The sequence below is a fragment of the Chitinophaga varians genome, from assembly GCF_014529945.1.
GTDB lineage: Bacteria > Bacteroidota > Bacteroidia > Chitinophagales > Chitinophagaceae > Chitinophaga > Chitinophaga varians.
The window spans coordinates 1,748,893-1,768,216 of record NZ_JACVFB010000001.1; the positions used below are offsets into that span (position 1 = coordinate 1,748,893).

The 19,324-nt window shown below is 49.3% G+C and carries 19 protein-coding genes; 9 read left to right on the forward strand and 10 right to left on the reverse strand.

Going from position 1 to position 19,324, the window contains the following annotated elements; all coding sequences use genetic code 11:
• The first annotated feature begins 2 nt into the window (after positions 1–2).
• Both ICL55_RS06685 and ICL55_RS06690 read left to right on the forward strand, forming a co-directional pair.
• Positions 3–1,583 carry a RagB/SusD family nutrient uptake outer membrane protein gene (locus tag ICL55_RS06685; protein ID WP_188095247.1) on the forward strand — a complete coding sequence of 527 codons (1,581 nt, stop codon included), beginning with the start codon at positions 3–5 and terminating at the stop codon, positions 1,581–1,583.
• A 30-nt stretch (positions 1,584–1,613) separates the two neighbouring features.
• A complete protein-coding gene (locus ICL55_RS06690; RefSeq protein ID WP_188095248.1) occupies positions 1,614–2,747 on the forward strand; it encodes a TlpA family protein disulfide reductase in 1,134 nt (377 codons plus the stop codon).
• A gap of 114 nt (positions 2,748–2,861) precedes the next feature.
• Here the strand turns inward: ICL55_RS06690 and ICL55_RS06695 are convergent, their stop codons facing one another.
• From ICL55_RS06695 to ICL55_RS06705, 3 genes are read right to left on the reverse strand one after another with little or no spacing between them, the layout of a single operon-like run.
• A complete protein-coding gene (locus ICL55_RS06695) occupies positions 2,862–4,457 on the reverse strand; it encodes an MFS transporter (RefSeq protein ID WP_188095249.1) in 1,596 nt (531 codons plus the stop codon).
• Positions 4,458–4,459: 2 nt separating this feature from the next.
• Positions 4,460–5,533 (reverse strand): HlyD family secretion protein, encoded by a 1,074-nt coding sequence (locus ICL55_RS06700; protein ID WP_188095250.1) that lies wholly within the window; start codon positions 5,531–5,533, stop codon positions 4,460–4,462.
• 3 nt (positions 5,534–5,536) lie between these two features.
• Positions 5,537–6,835: a TolC family protein gene (locus tag ICL55_RS06705; protein ID WP_188095251.1), complete on the reverse strand. Its 1,299-nt coding sequence runs from the start codon at positions 6,833–6,835 to the stop codon at positions 5,537–5,539.
• Positions 6,836–6,957: 122 nt separating this feature from the next.
• Here ICL55_RS06705 and ICL55_RS06710 point away from each other — a divergent pair, with 122 nt between their 5' ends.
• Complete coding sequence (locus ICL55_RS06710) at positions 6,958–7,752, forward strand: helix-turn-helix domain-containing protein (protein WP_188095252.1); 795 nt, start codon at positions 6,958–6,960, stop codon at positions 7,750–7,752.
• An 88-nt stretch (positions 7,753–7,840) separates the two neighbouring features.
• Entirely contained in the window at positions 7,841–9,388 is a 1,548-nt protein-coding gene (locus tag ICL55_RS06715; protein ID WP_246496161.1) for a S10 family peptidase, read from the forward strand.
• Positions 9,389–9,506: 118 nt separating this feature from the next.
• Here the strand turns inward: ICL55_RS06715 and ICL55_RS06720 are convergent, their stop codons facing one another.
• The 3 genes from ICL55_RS06720 to ICL55_RS06730 all read right to left on the reverse strand — a co-directional run bounded on the left by ICL55_RS06720 (position 9,507) and on the right by ICL55_RS06730 (position 12,058).
• Entirely contained in the window at positions 9,507–10,121 is a 615-nt protein-coding gene (locus tag ICL55_RS06720; RefSeq protein WP_188095253.1) for a hydrolase, read from the reverse strand.
• Between the two features lie 104 nt (positions 10,122–10,225).
• Positions 10,226–10,984 (reverse strand): outer membrane beta-barrel protein, encoded by a 759-nt coding sequence (locus ICL55_RS06725; RefSeq protein WP_188095254.1) that lies wholly within the window; start codon positions 10,982–10,984, stop codon positions 10,226–10,228.
• A gap of 15 nt (positions 10,985–10,999) precedes the next feature.
• Positions 11,000–12,058: a PCMD domain-containing protein gene (locus tag ICL55_RS06730; protein WP_188095255.1), complete on the reverse strand. Its 1,059-nt coding sequence runs from the start codon at positions 12,056–12,058 to the stop codon at positions 11,000–11,002.
• Positions 12,059–12,163: 105 nt separating this feature from the next.
• Between ICL55_RS06730 and ICL55_RS06735 the strand changes: the two genes are divergently transcribed.
• From ICL55_RS06735 to ICL55_RS06745, 3 genes are all read left to right on the forward strand, one after another.
• Positions 12,164–12,682 carry an FUSC family protein gene (locus ICL55_RS06735; protein WP_169226439.1) on the forward strand — a complete coding sequence of 173 codons (519 nt, stop codon included), beginning with the start codon at positions 12,164–12,166 and terminating at the stop codon, positions 12,680–12,682.
• Between the two features lie 53 nt (positions 12,683–12,735).
• Positions 12,736–13,545 carry a phosphatase PAP2 family protein gene (locus tag ICL55_RS06740; protein ID WP_223151343.1) on the forward strand — a complete coding sequence of 270 codons (810 nt, stop codon included), beginning with the start codon at positions 12,736–12,738 and terminating at the stop codon, positions 13,543–13,545.
• Between the two features lie 409 nt (positions 13,546–13,954).
• Positions 13,955–14,464: a hypothetical protein gene (locus ICL55_RS06745; protein ID WP_188095256.1), complete on the forward strand. Its 510-nt coding sequence runs from the start codon at positions 13,955–13,957 to the stop codon at positions 14,462–14,464.
• Positions 14,465–14,466: 2 nt separating this feature from the next.
• On the opposite strand, the gene ICL55_RS06750 is transcribed toward ICL55_RS06745, so the two are convergent.
• Positions 14,467–15,108 carry a phosphatase PAP2 family protein gene (locus ICL55_RS06750; protein ID WP_188095257.1) on the reverse strand — a complete coding sequence of 214 codons (642 nt, stop codon included), beginning with the start codon at positions 15,106–15,108 and terminating at the stop codon, positions 14,467–14,469.
• Positions 15,109–15,111: 3 nt separating this feature from the next.
• The gene (locus ICL55_RS06755) at positions 15,112–15,552 is read right to left on the reverse strand and encodes a DinB family protein (RefSeq protein WP_188095258.1); all 441 of its coding nucleotides are present in this window, start codon (positions 15,550–15,552) and stop codon (positions 15,112–15,114) included.
• A 191-nt stretch (positions 15,553–15,743) separates the two neighbouring features.
• Between ICL55_RS06755 and ICL55_RS06760 the strand changes: the two genes are divergently transcribed.
• Complete coding sequence (locus ICL55_RS06760; RefSeq protein ID WP_188095259.1) at positions 15,744–16,574, forward strand: ion transporter; 831 nt, start codon at positions 15,744–15,746, stop codon at positions 16,572–16,574.
• 1 nt (position 16,575) lies between these two features.
• Here ICL55_RS06760 and ICL55_RS06765 read toward each other — a convergent pair whose 3' ends face one another.
• A complete protein-coding gene (locus tag ICL55_RS06765; RefSeq protein WP_188095260.1) occupies positions 16,576–16,971 on the reverse strand; it encodes a PH domain-containing protein in 396 nt (131 codons plus the stop codon).
• 65 nt (positions 16,972–17,036) lie between these two features.
• On the opposite strand from ICL55_RS06765, the gene pncB reads away from it, so the two are divergent.
• Entirely contained in the window at positions 17,037–18,203 is a 1,167-nt protein-coding gene (gene pncB, locus ICL55_RS06770) for a nicotinate phosphoribosyltransferase (protein ID WP_188095261.1), read from the forward strand.
• A 180-nt stretch (positions 18,204–18,383) separates the two neighbouring features.
• Here the strand turns inward: pncB and ypfJ are convergent, their stop codons facing one another.
• Entirely contained in the window at positions 18,384–19,247 is an 864-nt protein-coding gene (gene ypfJ, locus ICL55_RS06775) for a KPN_02809 family neutral zinc metallopeptidase (protein WP_188095262.1), read from the reverse strand.
• Positions 19,248–19,324: the final 77 nt, after the last annotated feature.

Below are 19,324 nucleotides of genomic sequence, written 5' to 3' on the forward strand. Positions count from 1 at the left end.
TCATGAAAAAATATGCATACCTCCTTTTGCTTACCGCCTACTGTCTTACGGCATGTCAGAAGGATTTTCTGAACAAAGGCCCATTAGACCGGTTTACCGATGAACTCATCTGGAAAGATAGCAGCCTGGTAAACCTCTACATCGCCAACATATACTCCGGCATGATCACCGAGTACGACAGAGCCGGCAGCGACCTGATGATGAGTTATACCGATGAAGGCGAATCCAATCGCCCTCAGCTGGATGGTCAACTGGTCAATTTTGCTCAATACAATTCCGCCACCGCCGTATTTAAAGACAACTGGATCGACAACTACGCCAGCATCCGTAAATGCAACACCCTGCTGGAGCAACTGCAGGCTGCCCCTTTCAGCGCGGCGCTACAACAAAGGATGCGCGGCGAAGCCTATTTCCTGCGCGCCTTCTTTTATATGGACATCTATGCCTATTTCGGGGCATTCCCTATTGTTGACAAATCGCTGGGGCTGAATGATGAATTAGCCATCCCACGCGCTACCAATAAAGAATGTGTCAACTTTATCCTGAAAGACCTGGAAACAGCCGCGTCTCTCCTTCCCGCCACTTACACCGACAAGGCACAGACAGGACGCGCCACAAAAGGCGCCTGCTATGCCATGAAATGCCGGCTGTTGCTCAATGAACAGGACTATCAGGGCGCAGCTGCCGCAGCCAAACAGGTGATAGACCTCAACCAGTACAAACTGTTCCCTGATTTTAAATCCATGTTTCAACCAGGGAATGATAATAATGTGGAGGTCATTTTCGATAAACAGTTCGGCAGTCTGCAAAGCAAACAAAAACATGACCTGAACGACTATGAATATCCGCGCAACTTCACCGGCTTCGCCAGTGGTGTCAATGATCCAACACAAAACATCGTCGATGCGTTTCAGATGAAAGATGGCAAATCATGGAACGAATCTCCGCTCTATAATCCTGAGCGTCCTTATGACAACCGCGACCCCCGCCTTTACAGCAGCGTACTGTATGACGGCATGATGTTCCGTGGAGAGATACTGGATTTGCAGAAAGGCAGCGCCGCCAATCCATCAGAGCGTGGCACCGCTACCGGCTACTATCTGAAAAAGTTCCTGGACACCACCTACGATCTCAAAGGCATCTCCAATCCTAATCTGAACAACTGTATCATCATGCGACTGGGCGAAGTGTACCTCAACTATGCCGAATGTCAGTTAAAACTGGGCAATGTGGAAGAAGCACGCACCTACGTTAACCTGATCCGTACCCGCGCTGGTATGCCCGTTATTCCCGCAGGCGAAATGACCTGGGAGAAATATGAGCAGGAAAGGACCGTGGAACTGGCCTTCGAAGGACAACGCTGGTTTGATGTGCGCCGCTGGAAAAAAGGGCCACAGCTGCTGGGTCAACCGGTATACGGCATGGTGATCACCGTGGCCAACGGCAAACGTACATATACCCGTTCTAAAATTGAAGACAGAATATTTATCGCGCCCAAGATGTATATGTTCCCTATTCCGCTGGAAGTACTGAATAAGTACCCGGCCGGAAAAGAATTGAAACAAAATCCGGAATGGGATTAATTTACAGTGCCAACCGTTTAATCAATCAATATGAAAAAAATTACAACCAGCGCCCGTATCCTGCTGCTGTTCACCGCTTTAAGCACAGGGGCCTATGCACAACAAAAGACTGTTGTCATTAAAGGCACCGTTGTCGGTGATACCCGTGGCTATGACCGCATAGACATGTACTCCCGTAATCCGGACCGCTACGACTCCATGACCGTTACCAACAAAAGCTTTTCCGGTGAGGTCCCTTTCGAAGCGCCTTATCGGCAGTTGTTTGCTTCCCTGTACGATTCCAGAGTACGGGGTGGTTATGCGCCGCAGGCCATTCTGATCGACAAGCCCGGCACCTATCATGTGGTAGCCCGCATAGACAGCAACGGTACCCATTATTCCTCCACTGACGGCGCTGCACAACAAGTATATGCTGCCTTCACTGATGAAATGGATAAAACCTTTGACGGCATCGAAGCTACGATGAAGCAGAAGTATGGGGCCGATGTGATGAAAAGTCTGTACAGCAAAAACCCGAACGTTGCAGCCGCCGCGGAAATGGAAGCGATGGAGAAAGCTGCCATGGAAAAACTGGTACGCCATTATGTAAGCAAGAACCCCGGCTCTTACGCCTCCGCGGTCATCTTACAACGCAACAGCGGCTCTCTCGATAATAAGACGCTGACGATGCTGTACCAGCAACTCACGCCTGCGATAAAAGCGCTGCGCGAAGGCGAAGCGGTTAAAACAGAGATCGCCGCCCGTAAACTCAGCGTTAACGGCGCTACGCCGGCCGACTTCACCCTGAAGAATGAACTGGAAAAAGCCGTTAAGCTCTCCGACTACAAAGGTAAATACGTGCTGATAGATTTCTGGGCCAGCTGGTGTGGTCCCTGCCGCGCAGCTTTCCCGCATATGCGTGAGCTGTACGCACAATACAAAGACAAGAACTTTGAGATACTCAGCATCTCCACAGATCGCGACAAAGCAGCCTGGTTGAAAGCCTTAAAGGATGAAAACAATCCATGGCCGCAAATGCACGATGATAAAGGCGAGGTATCCAAAAACACCTTCAACGTACAGGTGTTGCCGACACTCTTCCTGCTGGACCCGAAAGGCAAAATCATCGCACAAAAACTAGAAGGAGAAGCGCTGGACAAAAAACTGAAAGCGCTTTTGCCCTGATAAAAATCAACACCAACCATTCAAAAAAGAAAAGACGCAGTTCATGCGTCTTTTCTTTTAATAGCTATATCTCCATCAGCATCAGCTGATTATAAATTTCCACTTCATACAAAACTAGAACGTAGCCGCAGCGGGCTGTTTGGCCTTCACGTCGATGATCGTACGATTAATAAACGGCGCCATAATAATGAGCAGCATCAGTCCAAGGATCAACATCACTACCATCTCGTTATAATCCATCGCATATTTCAGGAAGGCTTGTTTCCTGATGGCTTTGTCCAGTAGCCCCGTCGCCGCGCGACTGGCCATATCCGGCTCCATGCCACGTGCATGCAAGGCCGACTGATACAGATTAAGCCGTTCCTGTAAACCGTTGTCCGCACGGGACACATGATCGCTCAAACGCATCGCATGCGTGCCGGAATAAAACAATGAGAAATAATTAATCAACGCGGTACTGATACCGAAAAAAGCAAAGCGGATAAATACACCTACCGCGGCGGCTGACTGGCTCAGGTCTGTCGGCACTGAAGAAATGGTGAACAGCAGTATCGGCGTAAATACCATTCCCGCCCCCATGCCCTGTAACAGCAACGGTATGATAAACGTGTTCATATCGGCTTCAGCGGCAAAGAGGAAATACATCCCCCCGTGAAACAATAATAACAGGAAAAAACCCGCCAGCCAGATAAACTGAAGCGGTCTTTTTTTGATGATCAGTCGGCCCGAGATAACTGCCCCCATGATAATTCCCACAATATTATAGATGAGCAGCTCATACAGATTGATCGGGTCCATTCCCAATACCGTAGAGAAATAACTGGTGGTAATGGAGAAGGCTCCCCTGATCAGGTACAACATACCAATCAGAAAAATACCGAACAGAAAAGCTCTCGACTGAAATACCTCCTGGTGTATAAAAGGCCGCTTGCGTGTGAGTTGTCTGGCTACAAATACAATCGCCAGAAAAACAATAGCGATGAGACTCCAGACAATTGTATTGTCCTGAAGCCAGTAGTATTGCTGACCATAAGTGACAACGTACCCTATCAAAATGAGCATGGGACTATACAGGAAGAAACTGGCCCAGTCCAGCTGGTACAGCGGCGTTTTCCTGACCAGGTGCACTTTGTTCATGAGCAGCAATAATAATATCCCGCCGGGCACAAAGGTGTAGATGATCATCTTATACAGAACATTGTATTCGAAGTTGTCAACCAATGGAGCGGTCACCAATGAGGTGAGGGAAGCCGAGCACAGGATCATGGTATAGAAAATGGCATATCCTGTTTCCCGCGCGTGTTCCGATTTTAGTCGCCCGAAGAGCAATGTCAGACAGATACTGGTCACGCCGCAATTCACCACCCCTTGCAGAAACCGGCCTGCAAATAGGACGGTCAGCGAACGGGTATGATAACACCCGTAGCTGATCAGCACCTGTAACACCAGGCATATCAGAAAATACTCTTTGGTGGACACGCGGCTGAAAAAGCGGCGTTCCAGCGGCGTGAAACTGGCGAGTGCGGCATAATACAGCAGCATGGAGAACTGTATATCTGCCGGCTCTACGCCGTAGAACCCTGTGGCCGCGCTGATATTGGCAGTAGACAGGGCAAACAGCATCACGGTAGGAAACATCACCAGGAAGATCGTCAGCCTGACCAGCCATTCCGGCGCCCATGACCTGAATATGGGATTACCTTTACTCATGATTAGCGACGGGCTTTAGAGACAGAAACGTTTACACTCATGCCGGCCGAAAGTGCTTTCAGTTCTTCCGGCGTACCGTTTAGCCGTATCCGTACGGGAATACGTTGCGCGATCTTTACGAAGTTACCCGTAGCATTGTCTGGCGGCAGCAGTGAAAACCGGCTACCGGTGGCCCCTGACAATGATTCTATTTTTCCGGTGAAAGTCTTTCCCGGGAAAGCATCTACCACGATGTTGGTCGTTTCACCGATAAACATGTGGCGGATTTGTGTTTCCTTGAAATTGGCTACCACCCATTTACCGGCTTCCCAGTCCACAATATAGGCCAGTGTCTGACCGGCTTGTATCAGTTGGCCCGGCTGTATGGTACGGCGGCCCATCTTGCCGTCGTACGGCGCTGTGATGACCGTATAGGAAACGGTGAGGTCTCTGTTTTTTACGACTGCCTCTCTCCTTTTGATTTCAGCTTCCAGGGCGTTTTCCTGTACGCGGGCGTCGTTGATTTTGGCGAGGGCCGCATTGTAAGCATCTATCGCGGTGTTGTAATCAGAGCGGGCCACCGCCAGTGCTGCTTCTACTTTTTCCAATTGTTGTTTGGTGGCTGACTCAGCATCGTAGAGTTTTTTATAGCGATCATATTCCTGCTCCTGATTGTGCAGCCTGGCTTTGGCCGCGGCAATCTGGGACTGGTATACTTTAGCGGATTCGGAGGAAGTAGAGACGTTACTCTGGATCACGCCCACCTGCGCTTTTGCGTTGAGGAGCGCGGCATCCGCTTCCTGTTGCTGGGCGGCATATTCGCTGTTATCTATGATTAACAGCGTATCTCCTTTCTTTACTTCCTGATTTTCTTCATAACGAATAGACTCCACATAGCCGGTGACTTTGGCCACGACCGGGTTGATATACTCATCGACCTGTGCGTCGTTGGTTTCTTCATATTTCCATTGATGCAACAACGTTCTTATGCCCCATATGGCGAGACATATCACCACAATGGAGGCAACCACAGTAGTGATCCTCGATATAATCCTGTCTGTTTTGTTTGTGTTGGTGTTCGTGTGTGTGTTGCTCATATATTAAAGGTTGCCTGTTGCTTTCAATAATTGATAGTATTGTAATTGTGCCGTTACTTCCGCATTGGTGAGATCGAAGCGGGACTGCAACAGCTGCGTTTCTGCGTCCAGGAGGTCTGTCAGCAGGGAGAGCTGATTGAAGTAGGTGTTGTTCACGATCCGGAAATTTTCCTGCGCCTGCAGAATGTTCTCCTGCGCCACGCGGATACGTTCCAGTGCCTCTGTATAACGGAGATATCCGGCGCGTACTTCTTCCCTGACTTTGTCTTTCGTGTCAGCATGCTCTATCTCCTGCCGCTCCAGCGCTATTTTGGCCGCTTCTTTTTTGTGTTTGTTCTGATACAGCGCTGAGATGGGTAAACCGGCTTTTACCCCTACCTGTCCAAGGCCATACAGACTGATAGCATATGGATAGAACAGGATCTGCGGATAGGCGTAAGAGTACTCCGCAAACAGTCCTACTTTAGGTAAGATATTGGACTTTACTTCTTTGAGTCTGAGCTCACTCAGTGCTGTTTCCTTCTCGGAAATCTTAAAGGCAAAGGCATGTTCATATGCTTCCGCGAGGTAGCCATTGTAATCTCTTTCCGGGACAGCGGCCAGTGACAGCGTGTCCAGCGCCAACCGGTTGTCGATGCTGTCCGGCTGCCCGATCATAATATTCAGCCGCTGGTTGGCGATGATGAGGCTGTTCCTGATTTCCAGCAACGTCATTTTCTGTTTGGAGAGTTTCAGTTCAGCGCGCAACACATCGCTTTTCAGCACCACACCATTTTTCAGCAGCTGTCTGATCTCTTCCAGTTCTTTCTCCCGGTCACGGATGTCCTGCAGCATTACTTTTTCGTACATGCGGTACCGGTATATATCGAGATAATAAGCCGCTGCTTTATATCTGATTTCCGCGTTGGTCATGTTGCGCTGTTCCGCCGCCAGTTCGCTCTCTGTCTGCCTCACCGTGATTTCGCGGGATGTTTTGCCACCGTTGTATACGTTGAGATAAGCATCTGCGCCGACGGAATATGACTGATGCACTACCGGAAACTGTGTGGGGGCGTTGAAAATACCCTTTTCATACATGGGCAGGTTGGACACCCTGGAATAAGACCCGCTGGCTTTTATCTCCGGCAGTCGCTCGTCCATCGCAGCCTTGACCTGCTGCTGCGCACCAGCTACCCGTAGCTGTTGCATCTGTAGTTGTTTGTTGTACACGGCAGCCTTATTCCATACATCCGTTAACGTTAGGGGGATCTGCTCAGGGTTCTGACAAACGGCTGTTTTACCGGCCAATAATGCAGAGAGCATTATTCCCGCAAGCCATTTATTACTAATTGAAGACATATTGATTCTGATGAAGTTGCAAAGTTCAATTCATCCCGGTAAAATTATTTGTTATAAATTGCCATTAATTTGCTAAATCCGGCCAAATGGAAGAATTTAAACCAAAACTGATCATTGAGCAAGTGGACAGGATACCGGAATCCGCCTACATATGGCACTGGAAAACGGAGCATCACTTTCCCTTCCATAAACATAACAAAGGACAACTCACCTATGTTGAGGGCGGCGTAGCTTTTTTATATACCAGGGATAAGACTTATTTCCTGCCTGCAAGGCATTACATGTGGGTACCGGCGGGTGTGGAACATTATTTTGCGCACCGGTATCCGGCCAATTTTGTCCGTACGATCTACTTCTTTAAAGATGAAGATGATGAGCAGGTACCGTTTTATCGTCAAACCGGGATCTATCCGGTGAACAACCTGCTGCTGGAGATGATCCTCTATACTACCAAATGGGACAAGGACGTGTTGCCCGGTTCCAACGGCTATCGTTTTGTAAAGGCCATTAAAAACATCCTGCCGGACATCAGTACATCTCCGTTGCCTATTAACCTGCCTACCACCGATAATAAGCGGCTGCAGCCTGTGTTGCGGTATATCAACGAAAACATGGCCGAACCACTGACGCTTGAAACCATCAGCACGGAGTTCAACATCAGCGAACGCACCCTGACGCGGCTTTTCCGGTCCACTATGGACATCTCATTTTTCCAATACCTGAAACTGGCGCGTATGATCAAAGCAATGGGATACCTGCTGGAGACAGAAAAGACGATCAGTGAAATTGCCTGGGACACCGGCTACAACAGCGTATCGGCTTTCAGTAATACTTTCTTCAAACTGGTAGGCAAACGGCCTTCTGACTTTCAGCTGAAGTAAACAGGAAAGGGATGACCGGTTTGGATTTCCCGATATTTGGTTATAAATAGCAGCTACAACAGCTTATCACCAAATATCTAATCTAATTATGAGCGTATTCAACAAGGCCTGGATGCCTTTATTTGTGGCTGGTCTTACCGGTCTGTCATCCATAGCACAGGCCCAACAGGCGCCGCCTTCCGGCAAACCGGCGCCCAGAGCAGAAATCACCGGCGCCAACCCGGTACTCTCCCTCAGCGCGGACACTGCTGTCACCAGCTATCACGACGTGACCGTTAAAGGACAGAAGATTCCCTACAAAGCCATCGCCGGCACACAGCCTGTATGGGACCAGGACGGCAAAACCGTTGCGGGCCTTTTCTACACCTATTATGAAAGAACAGACGTAAAAGACCGGGCTTCCCGTCCACTGGTCATTTCCTTCAACGGTGGCCCCGGCACGCCGTCTGTATGGATGCAGATCGCTTACACCGGTCCCCGCCTGCTGAATATCGACGACGAGGGATATCCCATACAGCCATACGGGATACGGGAGAATCCACAGTCTATTCTCGACATAGCAGACATCGTATATATTGATCCGGCCAATACCGGCTATTCCAGAATTAATAAAGACGCGCCACGGGACAAATTTTTCGGCACCAACGCCGATATAAAATACCTGGCCGAATGGATTAATACATTCGTTTCCCGTCACAGCCGCTGGGCCTCTCCGAAATATCTCATCGGGGAAAGTTATGGTACCACCCGGGTATCCGGGCTGGCGTTGGAACTGCAAAATGCTCAGTGGATGTATCTCAACGGTGTCATCCTGGTATCGCCTACCGATCTGGGTATCGCGCGGAGCGGTCCGGTGGACGCAGCATTGTCACTGCCCTATTTCGCCGCCACAGCATGGTATCATAAAGCACTGGGCGCCGACCTCCAGCAGAAAGACCTTACAGCCATGCTGCCGGAAGTGGAGAACTTCACCATTCAGGAACTGATACCTGCCATCAGCCAGGGCGGTTTCCTGGATGAACAGAAAAGAAAAGACATCGCTGCCCGCATGGCCCGCTATTCCGGTCTCTCCGAAAAAGTGATCCTGCAGCACAACCTCAACGTACCGGTAGATTTCTTCTGGAAAGAACTGCTCCGCGACCGCGGTTATACCGTAGGCCGCCTGGATTCCCGCTATCTGGGACAGGATAAAGAAGACGCCGGCGCCTCTCCTGATTACAATGCCGAGCTGACGTCCTGGCTGCATGCCTTTACGCCTGCGATGAACATCTACCTGCGCGATGAGCTGAAGTTCACCACCGATCTCAAATACATGATGTTTGGTCCGGTGCATCCATGGGACCGCGCCAATGACAGGACCGGCGAGAACCTTCGTCAGGCGATGGCGGCTAATCCATATCTCCACGTGATGATACAGTCTGGTTACTATGACGGCGCCTGTGACTACTTCAATGCGAAATACAGCATGTGGCAACTGGATCCCGGCGGAAGGCTGAAAAACCGTCTGTCCTGGAAAGGCTACCGCAGCGGACATATGATGTATCTCCGGAAAGATGATCTGGCAACAGGCAATGAAGACATCCGTGAGTTTATCCGGAAATCGCTGCCGAAGGCTGGTCAGCCCGCAAAATACTAGTTCACGCAAAAGGCTCACGCAAAGACACGAAGTGAGCAAATAGCGCAAAGAAAAAAGGCCGGCCTAAAAAGTAAAAGTTACTTTTCAGGTTGGCTTTTTTTAAATGATTGCTGGTCTGCTAGTGTATTTTCCCTTCTTTAAACAACACTTCAGCAAAACCATCCACTGTCGCATCCCGGTTCCAATCCCGTTGCAGCTCACAGATAAGCTGATTTACAGATATCGCCTGTGCTCCGGCCTGTTCCATTCTTCGCAGCGCGGTGGCGTGCGCCTCTACTGATGTACCACCTACCGCATCCACAACGGGAAACACCTCATAACCTTCCTTCAGCGCATCGATGGCCGGAAATGTAAGACAAGCTTCCGTCCACAATGCTGTCATAATCAGTTTCTTTCGGTTAGCGGCTTTTACGGCCTCCAGGAATTCTTTGTCTTCCCAGGCATTGATACTGGTACGATCATAGGATGGTACCCCCTTCAACTGTTCCTTTAAAGGAGCAATTGTTTCCTTGTTTCTGCCCGTTGCTACGTTCACCGTGGATAAGATAATCGGGAGATGATACAGCCTGGCTGTTTTTGCCACCCGTACAATCTGTGTCACCAGCCAGTCCTGGTCCATGGATTTGATGGAAGAAACCTGCACCGGCTGATAATCGATGATGATTAAGGCCGAATTATCGGGTGTCAACAGGTGATCGTTTTTCGGATTTCTAATGGGGGTAATGCTGGCCATAAAGTGAGATTCAGTCTATTTCCAACAATGAAACAAAAGGATTGTTTAAAAACGAAAGCGCGAAGACGGGTGTCTTCGCGCTTTCGTTTTGTCGTTTTATATCACTAGATTTTATACGCTACTCCCAGCGTCAGGTAGATATTGTACAGCGGGAAGTCCAGACCTTTGAAGTCGTTGGCAAACACTGGTCTTAAACCCCAGTTCAGGTTCCCCATCACTTCCAGTTTGTTGCCTACTTTGCGCAGGGCGCCACCTTGCAGGCCGATGTCAAACTTGCGGACATCCGTACCAAAATCGAAAGTAGCATGATCGATGATCACCTTTCCGCCGGTAGGTCCACCATTGCGGATATAACCATCTGATACGCTGCCGTAGAAATTGGAACTGAACAGCCAGGCGGCGTACCCTCCCAGGTTGAAGCGCCATTTGTTATTGGGCGCAAAGGTAGCGCTGAGGGGGAACACCACATAGGCATTGCGGACGGTGGTTTTATTTTTACCGGAGAAGTCACCAGCAAAGGTCCCTCCATCATCCGTAGTGATGATAGTAGGGAAATAAAGCACCTCGTCTTTGGTACTCATTCCTTTGTAATCCAGCTTTACACCGAGGGCGGCGCCCCATTTCGGGGTAATGCGGTAAGCCAGCTCATATCCCAGCGAAGGGCTGAATTCCGGCCAGTAGCTGTTGATTTTACGGATGGTATTGGGTAGTCCTGCCGGCGCAGTGGCGCCGAAATTAAATCCCGCTACAATCCGGTGTTCCAGATGAGGCTTAAAGTCAGATGTTTTATAGGTCTGTTGAGCGGAGAGTTGTCCTGCTGCGAGTAACAGGCCAGCCAGCAATCCTTTCATTTTTATATTCATGGGTTGAACAGGTCTTTATTCGTGAATAATTTCCAGGCTATCGAGTACCAATCGGCTACCGATAGCGCCTTTGTAGTTGTCGCCGTCCTTACTGGAAGAGGCTACGATGGCCATCATCAATTTCTCGTTGTTGTCAACTTTCCTCTTCATCTGGAAGGGAATATCGAAGCGGGTCCAGTTCTCCCGGGCGGAGCCGTCCGGCAGATAAGCTGTACCCACGATCCGGTCAGAGTTGTGGATGTTCGTCGCATTCAGGCGGGTAGTACCGGTGTATAATACCGCGTAAACGGCGCAGGAGTCAATCATACCCGGGATAATATTACCCGCTTTGTCCTGATACTGTGCTCCGGGCTTGTATTTGTAGTGACCCGTGAAACGGAGCGGCTGCCCCTTGTAAGGTTGTCCAAACTCTGTAGCTTCCAGCGGTTTGGCAAATGCATTCTCTATGTTGAACACACCGAGGAACATAGATCCCGCAAACAGTTTGATACCTACCCACCCGGAGAGCACTGTACCTTCACGCGTCACCATCTCTGCTGCATATTTGCCATGATAGGCGTCTGTAGTGGCGCGCAGCGGGTATGCCATCGGGTCTTCATCTACGCCGGAATAGGCAATTCCCGGGTTACCGGAAGACCAGGTAACGGCGCTGTCCTCATCGATCGGATATTGGTATTTGAAATCGTCGTTGATCATCCATTTTTCAAAGTCCCATTTCCAGTACCCTACGTTGACAACTTCCACCTTATAGGTCTTTTTATTCAGACCACTGGCGGAGGTCACCACATACTGGCGAATCCCGGTATCAAAATGAATAGAGTCTCCCGATGCCGGCGTAACCGTAGCGCCTGTGGAGAGGCTTAGCCTGGGTGCAATTCCCGTTGCATAAGCTTCAGGAGTCAGATAAAGCCTGATGGTACTATTGGCCTGGTCAATAAATACATCACTTGTTAGTTGGCTCTTGTCGATCGTAAATGTTTCAATGTCGGCCTCGGGGTTCATTGGTGCGTCCTTAATACAGGCCTGCAACGACCCCGCGAGCACCGCGACGTAGCATAGTTTCCGTAGTCTCATGGTTATCAATTGGTTAACGAAATAGCGGCAAAGGTAGGGAATCTAAATTCAATACCCTACATATATGTTTAACGGTATATGTAACAAAATTCATAACATTGCTAAATGATGAATAGAACACGCATACAACGGATCCTGATCTATGCAGCCAAATGTATAAGCGGTGTGCTGGTGGTCTTGTTTCTGTCCTGGTTGCTCGACTATCCCGACGTAGTCTGGGTATTAATTTCGGTTATGCTGGTATTGTCCCCGGATGGTTCGGACGCTGTCACCCTGGCGGTTACACGGATCAAAGCCAATGTCATTGGAGCGATATCGGGTTTTCTGTTGTTGTTGTTTCATCCCAATCTGTTGATCACCATGAGTGTGGCCGTATGCGTGACAGTGGTGCTGTGCAATCTTTTTAATCTGGAAACCGCCACCCGTACCGCGTTGGCTGCCACCATCATTGTGATGACCCACGAAGCGGGCGCACATTTATGGGATACAGCCGTAGGGCGGGTACTGTCGGTGTTGGCGGGCTGCGTATTGGGACTGCTGATCACTTTTATTTTTCATAATCGTTATACCAAACAAACCGCTGAGATGATCTTGTCCAAGACAACAGACCGTGGAGGTGAATAGTACAGAATTCCTCCAGAATTGGCCTTTACTTTTGAATGGTCAAGGAGTGATGCATGAAAAAGATGATACTTTCCACTGGCCTGGCCCTGGGCGCCATGACCAGCCCTGTAAAGGCCCAGTTACCGTCAGATACCCTCTCTGCAGCCGTTAAAGACTCCTTTCATCTGGAGATAAAGTCTGCCCCGGCGCCGGCTTTTCGTACCACCGCCACCGGTCTGGTTGTTCCCATCGTCATGATTGGCTATGGTGTGGCCGCCCTTCGATGGCATCCGCTCTCCGATCTCAATCACAGTACCAACAAGGAAATACAGGAAGACCATGCAGGGTTTCATACCTGTGTGGACAGCTACCTGCAATTTGCGCCCGCTGCGGCTGTATACGTGCTTAATGCTGCGGGGGTCCATGGCAAACACAATTTCCGCGACCGCACCATTATCCTGGGCATCTCCGCGGTGTTTACCGCCGGCTCCGTGGAACTGGTAAAGAGGACCTCCCACGAAGTCCGTCCTGATGGCAGCGATAATCTCTCTTTCCCTTCCGGGCATACGGCCACGGCTTTTGCCACGGCAGAATTCCTGCGTCAGGAATACAAGGACGTGTCCCCCTGGTACGGCATCGCCGGATATGCCGCTGCTACCGCAACAGGTGCTTTAAGAATGTACAATAATAAACACTGGTTCAGTGATGTGGTGGCGGGCGCCGGCTTCGGTATACTCAGTACCAAAGCAGCATATTGGGTGTACCCGTGGATACAACGCAAACTGTTCAGGGATACTAACGTACACGCCTCTACGGTTATTTTACCTTACTACAACGCTCAATGGCACAGCGCCGGGCTGAGCATCGCTTTCTTTGGCCGTTAACCACAATAGCCATCCATGGCTATACAGGCTGAACGCCAGCAATAGCGATACTCTCCCGGCTTGCGCTTATTACCGGTACGCAAATAGCACGACTGCCGTTTGTGCGGAAGCGGTAACAACCAAATATTCATAAAAATAGGGGTAATACAGACACTTACTATAAGTAACTAAAACTAAAGACAGCACAAGGTTACAAACACCCTAAAAAAAACGTCAGGCAAAATTGGGGGTTTCTTTCTGTTTTTTTTGTGAGTCAATTGTTAATCCTGATAAAAAAATAGTGCGGTTAATTCTGTATCTGTTATACTGAAAATAATATTATCAAATAACAGCACGTTAACATCAGATTTACATTTGGAGAATCAAGTCGTAGTATATTTGGTCAGCATGATTTAATCTTAACCCTCTTATGTACATTGTACTGGCCCTCTATTTTACGATTGTCTGTGTTGCAGCGTATGCCGTATATCTGGTCTGCAAACTCACCGCACCCGCTGTGCCAGCCCTTCCGGCGCCGCCTGAAGGAGACGATGCCATCGCTGATGTAACCATCACGGGTATATCCAACAGCGCCTTTACCATTTCCAGATACCTGCGCAACATCCGCAATACGTCTTCTCACCGCTTCGTGACGGTAGCCACACGGCAAATCGTACGTACACCGATCGGCACTACCAGCAGCATACGCATCATCGAAAATATCGCTCCGGGCGACGAACGACGGCTGGGCCATACTGACGATGTGCGGCAGGGAAGCACCTCCATTTATATCGGTTATGAAATCATCTGGGCACGGTATACGCCGGCACCTCCGGCGCACCAACACGCGCCAGCGCCTACGCCCGGCATCGGCTGGATAGACACAGCAGAATTAAAGCCAGGCTTGCTTTACCAGATACTGTTGCAGGAAACGACCTGATATCAGTTGGCAGGAGCTTTGTCTTTTATCAGGGTAATCCATAACATGGTTAACAACACGGCTTCTGTAGCGCCGGCGGTCACATCTTCCAGAAAATGCTGGCTCATATACATCCTGGAATAGGCGACCATCGCTGCCAGCAACAGGAATACCCACGACCAGTACTTGTTTTTAACATAATAGGAAAGCACCGTGGCTGCTGTAAAAGCACATACGCTGTGCCCTGAAGGGAAACTCCTCAAATTATCCAGTACCTCCACGCCCGGCACAAAATAGATATCGTGCAGCCGCTCCGAGAAAAAACGACGCGGCCGGGGAAAAGCCACGGTAAACTTCAGCGCAAAATTGACCATGGAGTTAAACAGGTAAGCTGCTGCCAGCACTACGCCCTGCCGTTTGTTGAAATAAAACAGTACCACCGTCAGTACCACGCAAGCCACTGTGCTTCCCAGTTCAGTAATACGGGGAAACAGCCAGTCGCCCCAACCGGTATGCAGGCGGTTGATGAAAAAATAGACCTCTTCCCTGCTATAAATGCTGCGGAAAATCAACACAATGGTCACCAGCCCTATAAAAGGCCATATCAGCATTTTGAGCTGTTGATATGTCTGCAGCAGCCGCTGCGAAAACGTTGGCGGTAGCATAGGCTATTGGGTTAACCTGCGATGATAGTTAATCTGCCCGAGGTGGTAATTCAGATGCCCGTACAGATGCACCAGGAAATGATTGGTGGTCATTTCTCCCAGCACCCGCTCCGGGTATGTTTTCGATAGTGTTTCCGGAGAGAGGCCTACTATAACGGTGAGCACTACACGACGGGTAACACCTACCAGCGCCAGCAGGTCCTGCCGCGGAACATTTTTGTCGCTGAACTCGAGGTCTCTGTTTCTGACATAACCACTCTGGCCTAATACAGCGCCAATAAAATGTTGCAGGTTCCCACACAGGTGCAGGCACAAATTACCGGCGGAATTCTTAATCCCTTCCTGTACACGCCAGATAGCTTCTTCGGTATCATAGGCGGCGATTTCATCTTCCAGGCGGCTCAGGTCCCGCTCAAATAAGTTGATTAATATTTCTGTAAGCATAACAGCTAAGATAAGGAACTATTGGAAACGACCCGCCTACACTTTTTCTCCATTTTGCCGGTGGCTAACGCCAATGGGTATACTTTTCTCTCCGTAAATGATTTTAAATATTGTCTGACATGGTTTTTGCGGGGTTGCGAACAGGTAAACATAAATACCCGGATAATTGTTGAACAACATAATATCACCGCATGACAACACAGGAACCAGGAACGCTCTCCCCTTTCCGGCAACGCTGGCACAATATCATCTTTGAAGCAGACACCCCTGCAGGCCGATGGTTTGACATCGCATTGCTGATACTCATCCTGTTCAGTGTGGCAGTGGTGATGCTGGAGAGTGTGGCCGGCGTGCAACAACGGTTCGATCGCATATTTACGATATTGGAATGGGTGTTTACCATTCTCTTTACCCTCGAATACCTCTTCAGGGTATGGTGCAGCTATCGCCCCAAAGCCTATATCACCAGTTTTTACGGATTGATAGACCTCTTATGCGTATTACCAACCTATGTGGAGTTTCTCTTTGGTGGTGCACATTTCCTGCTTGCCATCCGTATACTGCGCCTGATGCGTATTTTCCGGATCTTTAAGCTGGTACCCTTTCTCAACGAAAGCAAACAACTGGCCCTGGCGCTGGAACACAGCCGGCGCAAGATCGCCGTCTTTCTGTTCTTTATCCTTTTGCTAACGGTGGTATTAGGCTCCATTATGTACGTGATAGAATCGGGGCATAATTCCGGTTTCACCAGTATACCCGTCAGCGTTTATTGGGCGGTGGTGACCCTTACCACGGTGGGATACGGTGATATTGCGCCCATTACGCCGCTGGGACAGGCTTTCTCTGCACTGATCATGATTATGGGCTATGCTATTATTGCGGTGCCGACGGGGATTGTAACTGTGGAGATGAGCCGGCTGAAAGACAAAGATGACGTGGACCACAGAATATGTCCGCATTGCATGCGTGAAGGCCACGATGCGAATGCGGACTACTGTAAATATTGTGGCACTAAACTGTAAGCTAGTTAACGGAGAACAAAGGTTTCACGTCGATCATCGCTTTCTGGTAAGCGGCTTCAAACACTTCCCATTTACCGGTGATGGCCATGCGTACGGTGGAACCGTCCAGCAGCTCAAACTCCGCTACTTTCTTATTGAAGCCTTGTTTGCCTCTGTTGAAGTTGGTGATGTCTGATAAAGGAAATTCCTTGTGAACTTTTTTCCGGGTCAGCAACCAGCCGATAACACCAAATAACAGGAATGCTGTCATCGATTTGCCCTCTATCACGATTCTTTCGTTGGTCAGGCACAGGGCTCCTGGTTTTGCCTGCCATTTGCTTTTGAGGTACGAACCGTCTACTTTGAACAAAACGGTTTCTTGCGGGTTAAGTGCAAACTTTACTTTAATCTGTTTCATTATAAATGGGATATGATTATGAGCGCAAAAATATGGTATAATTGTCATATAAAACGCAGATTATTATGAAGCTGAATTCCATTCTGGACAATGACTTTTACAAATTCACCATGCAGCACTGCGTGATTAAACTGTTTCCGAAGGCCCGTGCCCGTTATAAATTCATCAATCGCGGCAAACATTCGTTCCCTCCGGGTTTCGACAAACTACTAAGGCAGGCGATAGACGACATGCAATATCTGCAACTCAGTCAGGAGGAAAAAGAATTCCTGGCTGTCACCTGTCCATACCTCGATCCTACCTATCTGGACTTTCTGCAGGGTTATCGGTACAACCCGGCCGAAATACATATCGCCCAGCAGGGCGATCAGCTGGAAGTACATGCCGACGGCTATTGGTACCGCACGATCCTCTGGGAGGTGCCGCTCATGTCGCTGATCTGCGAGCTTTATTATGAGGCGACCGGGCAGCAACGGGTGCCTGATGAGGAAGTCATTGCCATTACCCGCACTAAAATAGAACGGTACAAAGACCTGAACATCACAATAGCTGATTTCGGCACCCGGCGCCGGCATTCGCTGGCGGTACAGAAACTGGTGGTGCAAACGCTCCGTCAGTACGGTGAAAACACCTTCATCGGTACCAGCAATGTACATCTGGCGATGCGTAACGGCGTAAAACCAGTGGGCACCCACGCCCACGAATGGTTTATGTTCCATGCCGCTAAATACGGTTTCAAAATGGCCAACATGCTGGGGCTGGAACACTGGGTACAGGTATATCGTGGCGATCTCGGTATCGCGTTGTCGGACACCTACACCACACCTGTTTTCTTTGAACAGTTCGATAAAAAATTCGCCAAGCTGTTTGACGGTGTCCGTCATGACAGCGGCGACCCGCTCGCCTTTGCCGATGACACCATCCGGCATTACCAGGAAAAAGGCATTAACCCCCTTTCCAAAACCATTATTTTCTCTGACGGCCTCGATTACCAGAAAGTGGCTACCATAGCGGCCCACTGCCGGGGAAAAATAGGTATGTCGTTTGGCATTGGCACCAATTTCACCAATGATGTGGGGCTTACGCCGCTGAATATTGTCGTGAAGATGTATGAGGCCCGGCCGGAAGATGCCCCCCGCTGGACACCGGTAGTCAAACTGTCGGATGAGAAAGGTAAATACACCGGCGATGAACACATGATCACCCTGGCGAAAGAAATGCTGGAGTTATAACATTGGGGGATTTTTTTATTTTGATATTTTGGTATTTTGATATTTTGATATTGATGGGGTTCTTAAATATCAATGTGCTTTGATTATTTGATTATTTGATTATTTGATTATTTGGATATTTTGACGACTACCGGCTTCCCCGCAATATCAAAATATCCAAATAACAAAATATCTAAATGATCATCGTCCTGCCTGTCCCAATCCGATGCCGGTATCACCCTGAGAGAGATCGCCTGAATCGTATCCTTTTTTGAACCAGAACATTCTTTGCTGAGAGGTGCCATGCGTGAAGGCATCCGGCACCACACGGCCGGTGGCAGCTTCCTGTAGTTTATCATCGCCTACGGCGCTGGCGGCATTTAGCCCTGACTCAATATCACCCGATTCGAGGATATTACGCATCTGTTGCGCATGATTGGCCCACAACCCTGCGAGGAAGTCGGCCTGCAATTCCAGTTTTACAGAAAGTTTATTGTATTCCGCTTCGCTCAGTCTGCTCCGCGCTGCCTGCACCTGGCGGCTGATGCCCAGCAGGTTCTGAACGTGGTGCCCTACTTCATGTGCAATAACATACGCTTTGGCAAAATCGCCTTTCACCCCGAAACGGTCTTCCAGTTCCTTAAAGAAAGAGGCATCCAGATACACCATCCGGTCGGCCGGGCAATAGAACGGACCCATGGCCGATTCAGCAGAGCCGCAACCAGAGGTGGTGGCGTCCTCGAACAGCACCATTTTAGGGCGTTCATATTGCATATTGAGCCGCTTAAATTCATCGGTCCAGACATCTTCGGTGCTGGCCAGAACTTTAGAGGAAAACAATTCAATAGCAGAAGCATTCTCTTTGCTCAGCTTCTCTACTTTTTCAGTGCCGCCGGGCCCCTGCACCTGTTGCAGTACCTGGTTTACCTGGTTGGGGTCTTGTTTAAACAACAGTGCCAGCACAATAACGATGACGCCGCCGATACCGCCGCCAATCAGTGTGCGCTTTCCGCCTCCGGAACGCTTCTCGACATTGTCACTTAATCTTTCATCATCCAAACGCATAGACAGTTAGGGTTTAGTGGTTAATTACGGCCCTAAAATACATTATTACGCGGTAATTCCCATCAGGTGGCGTATAT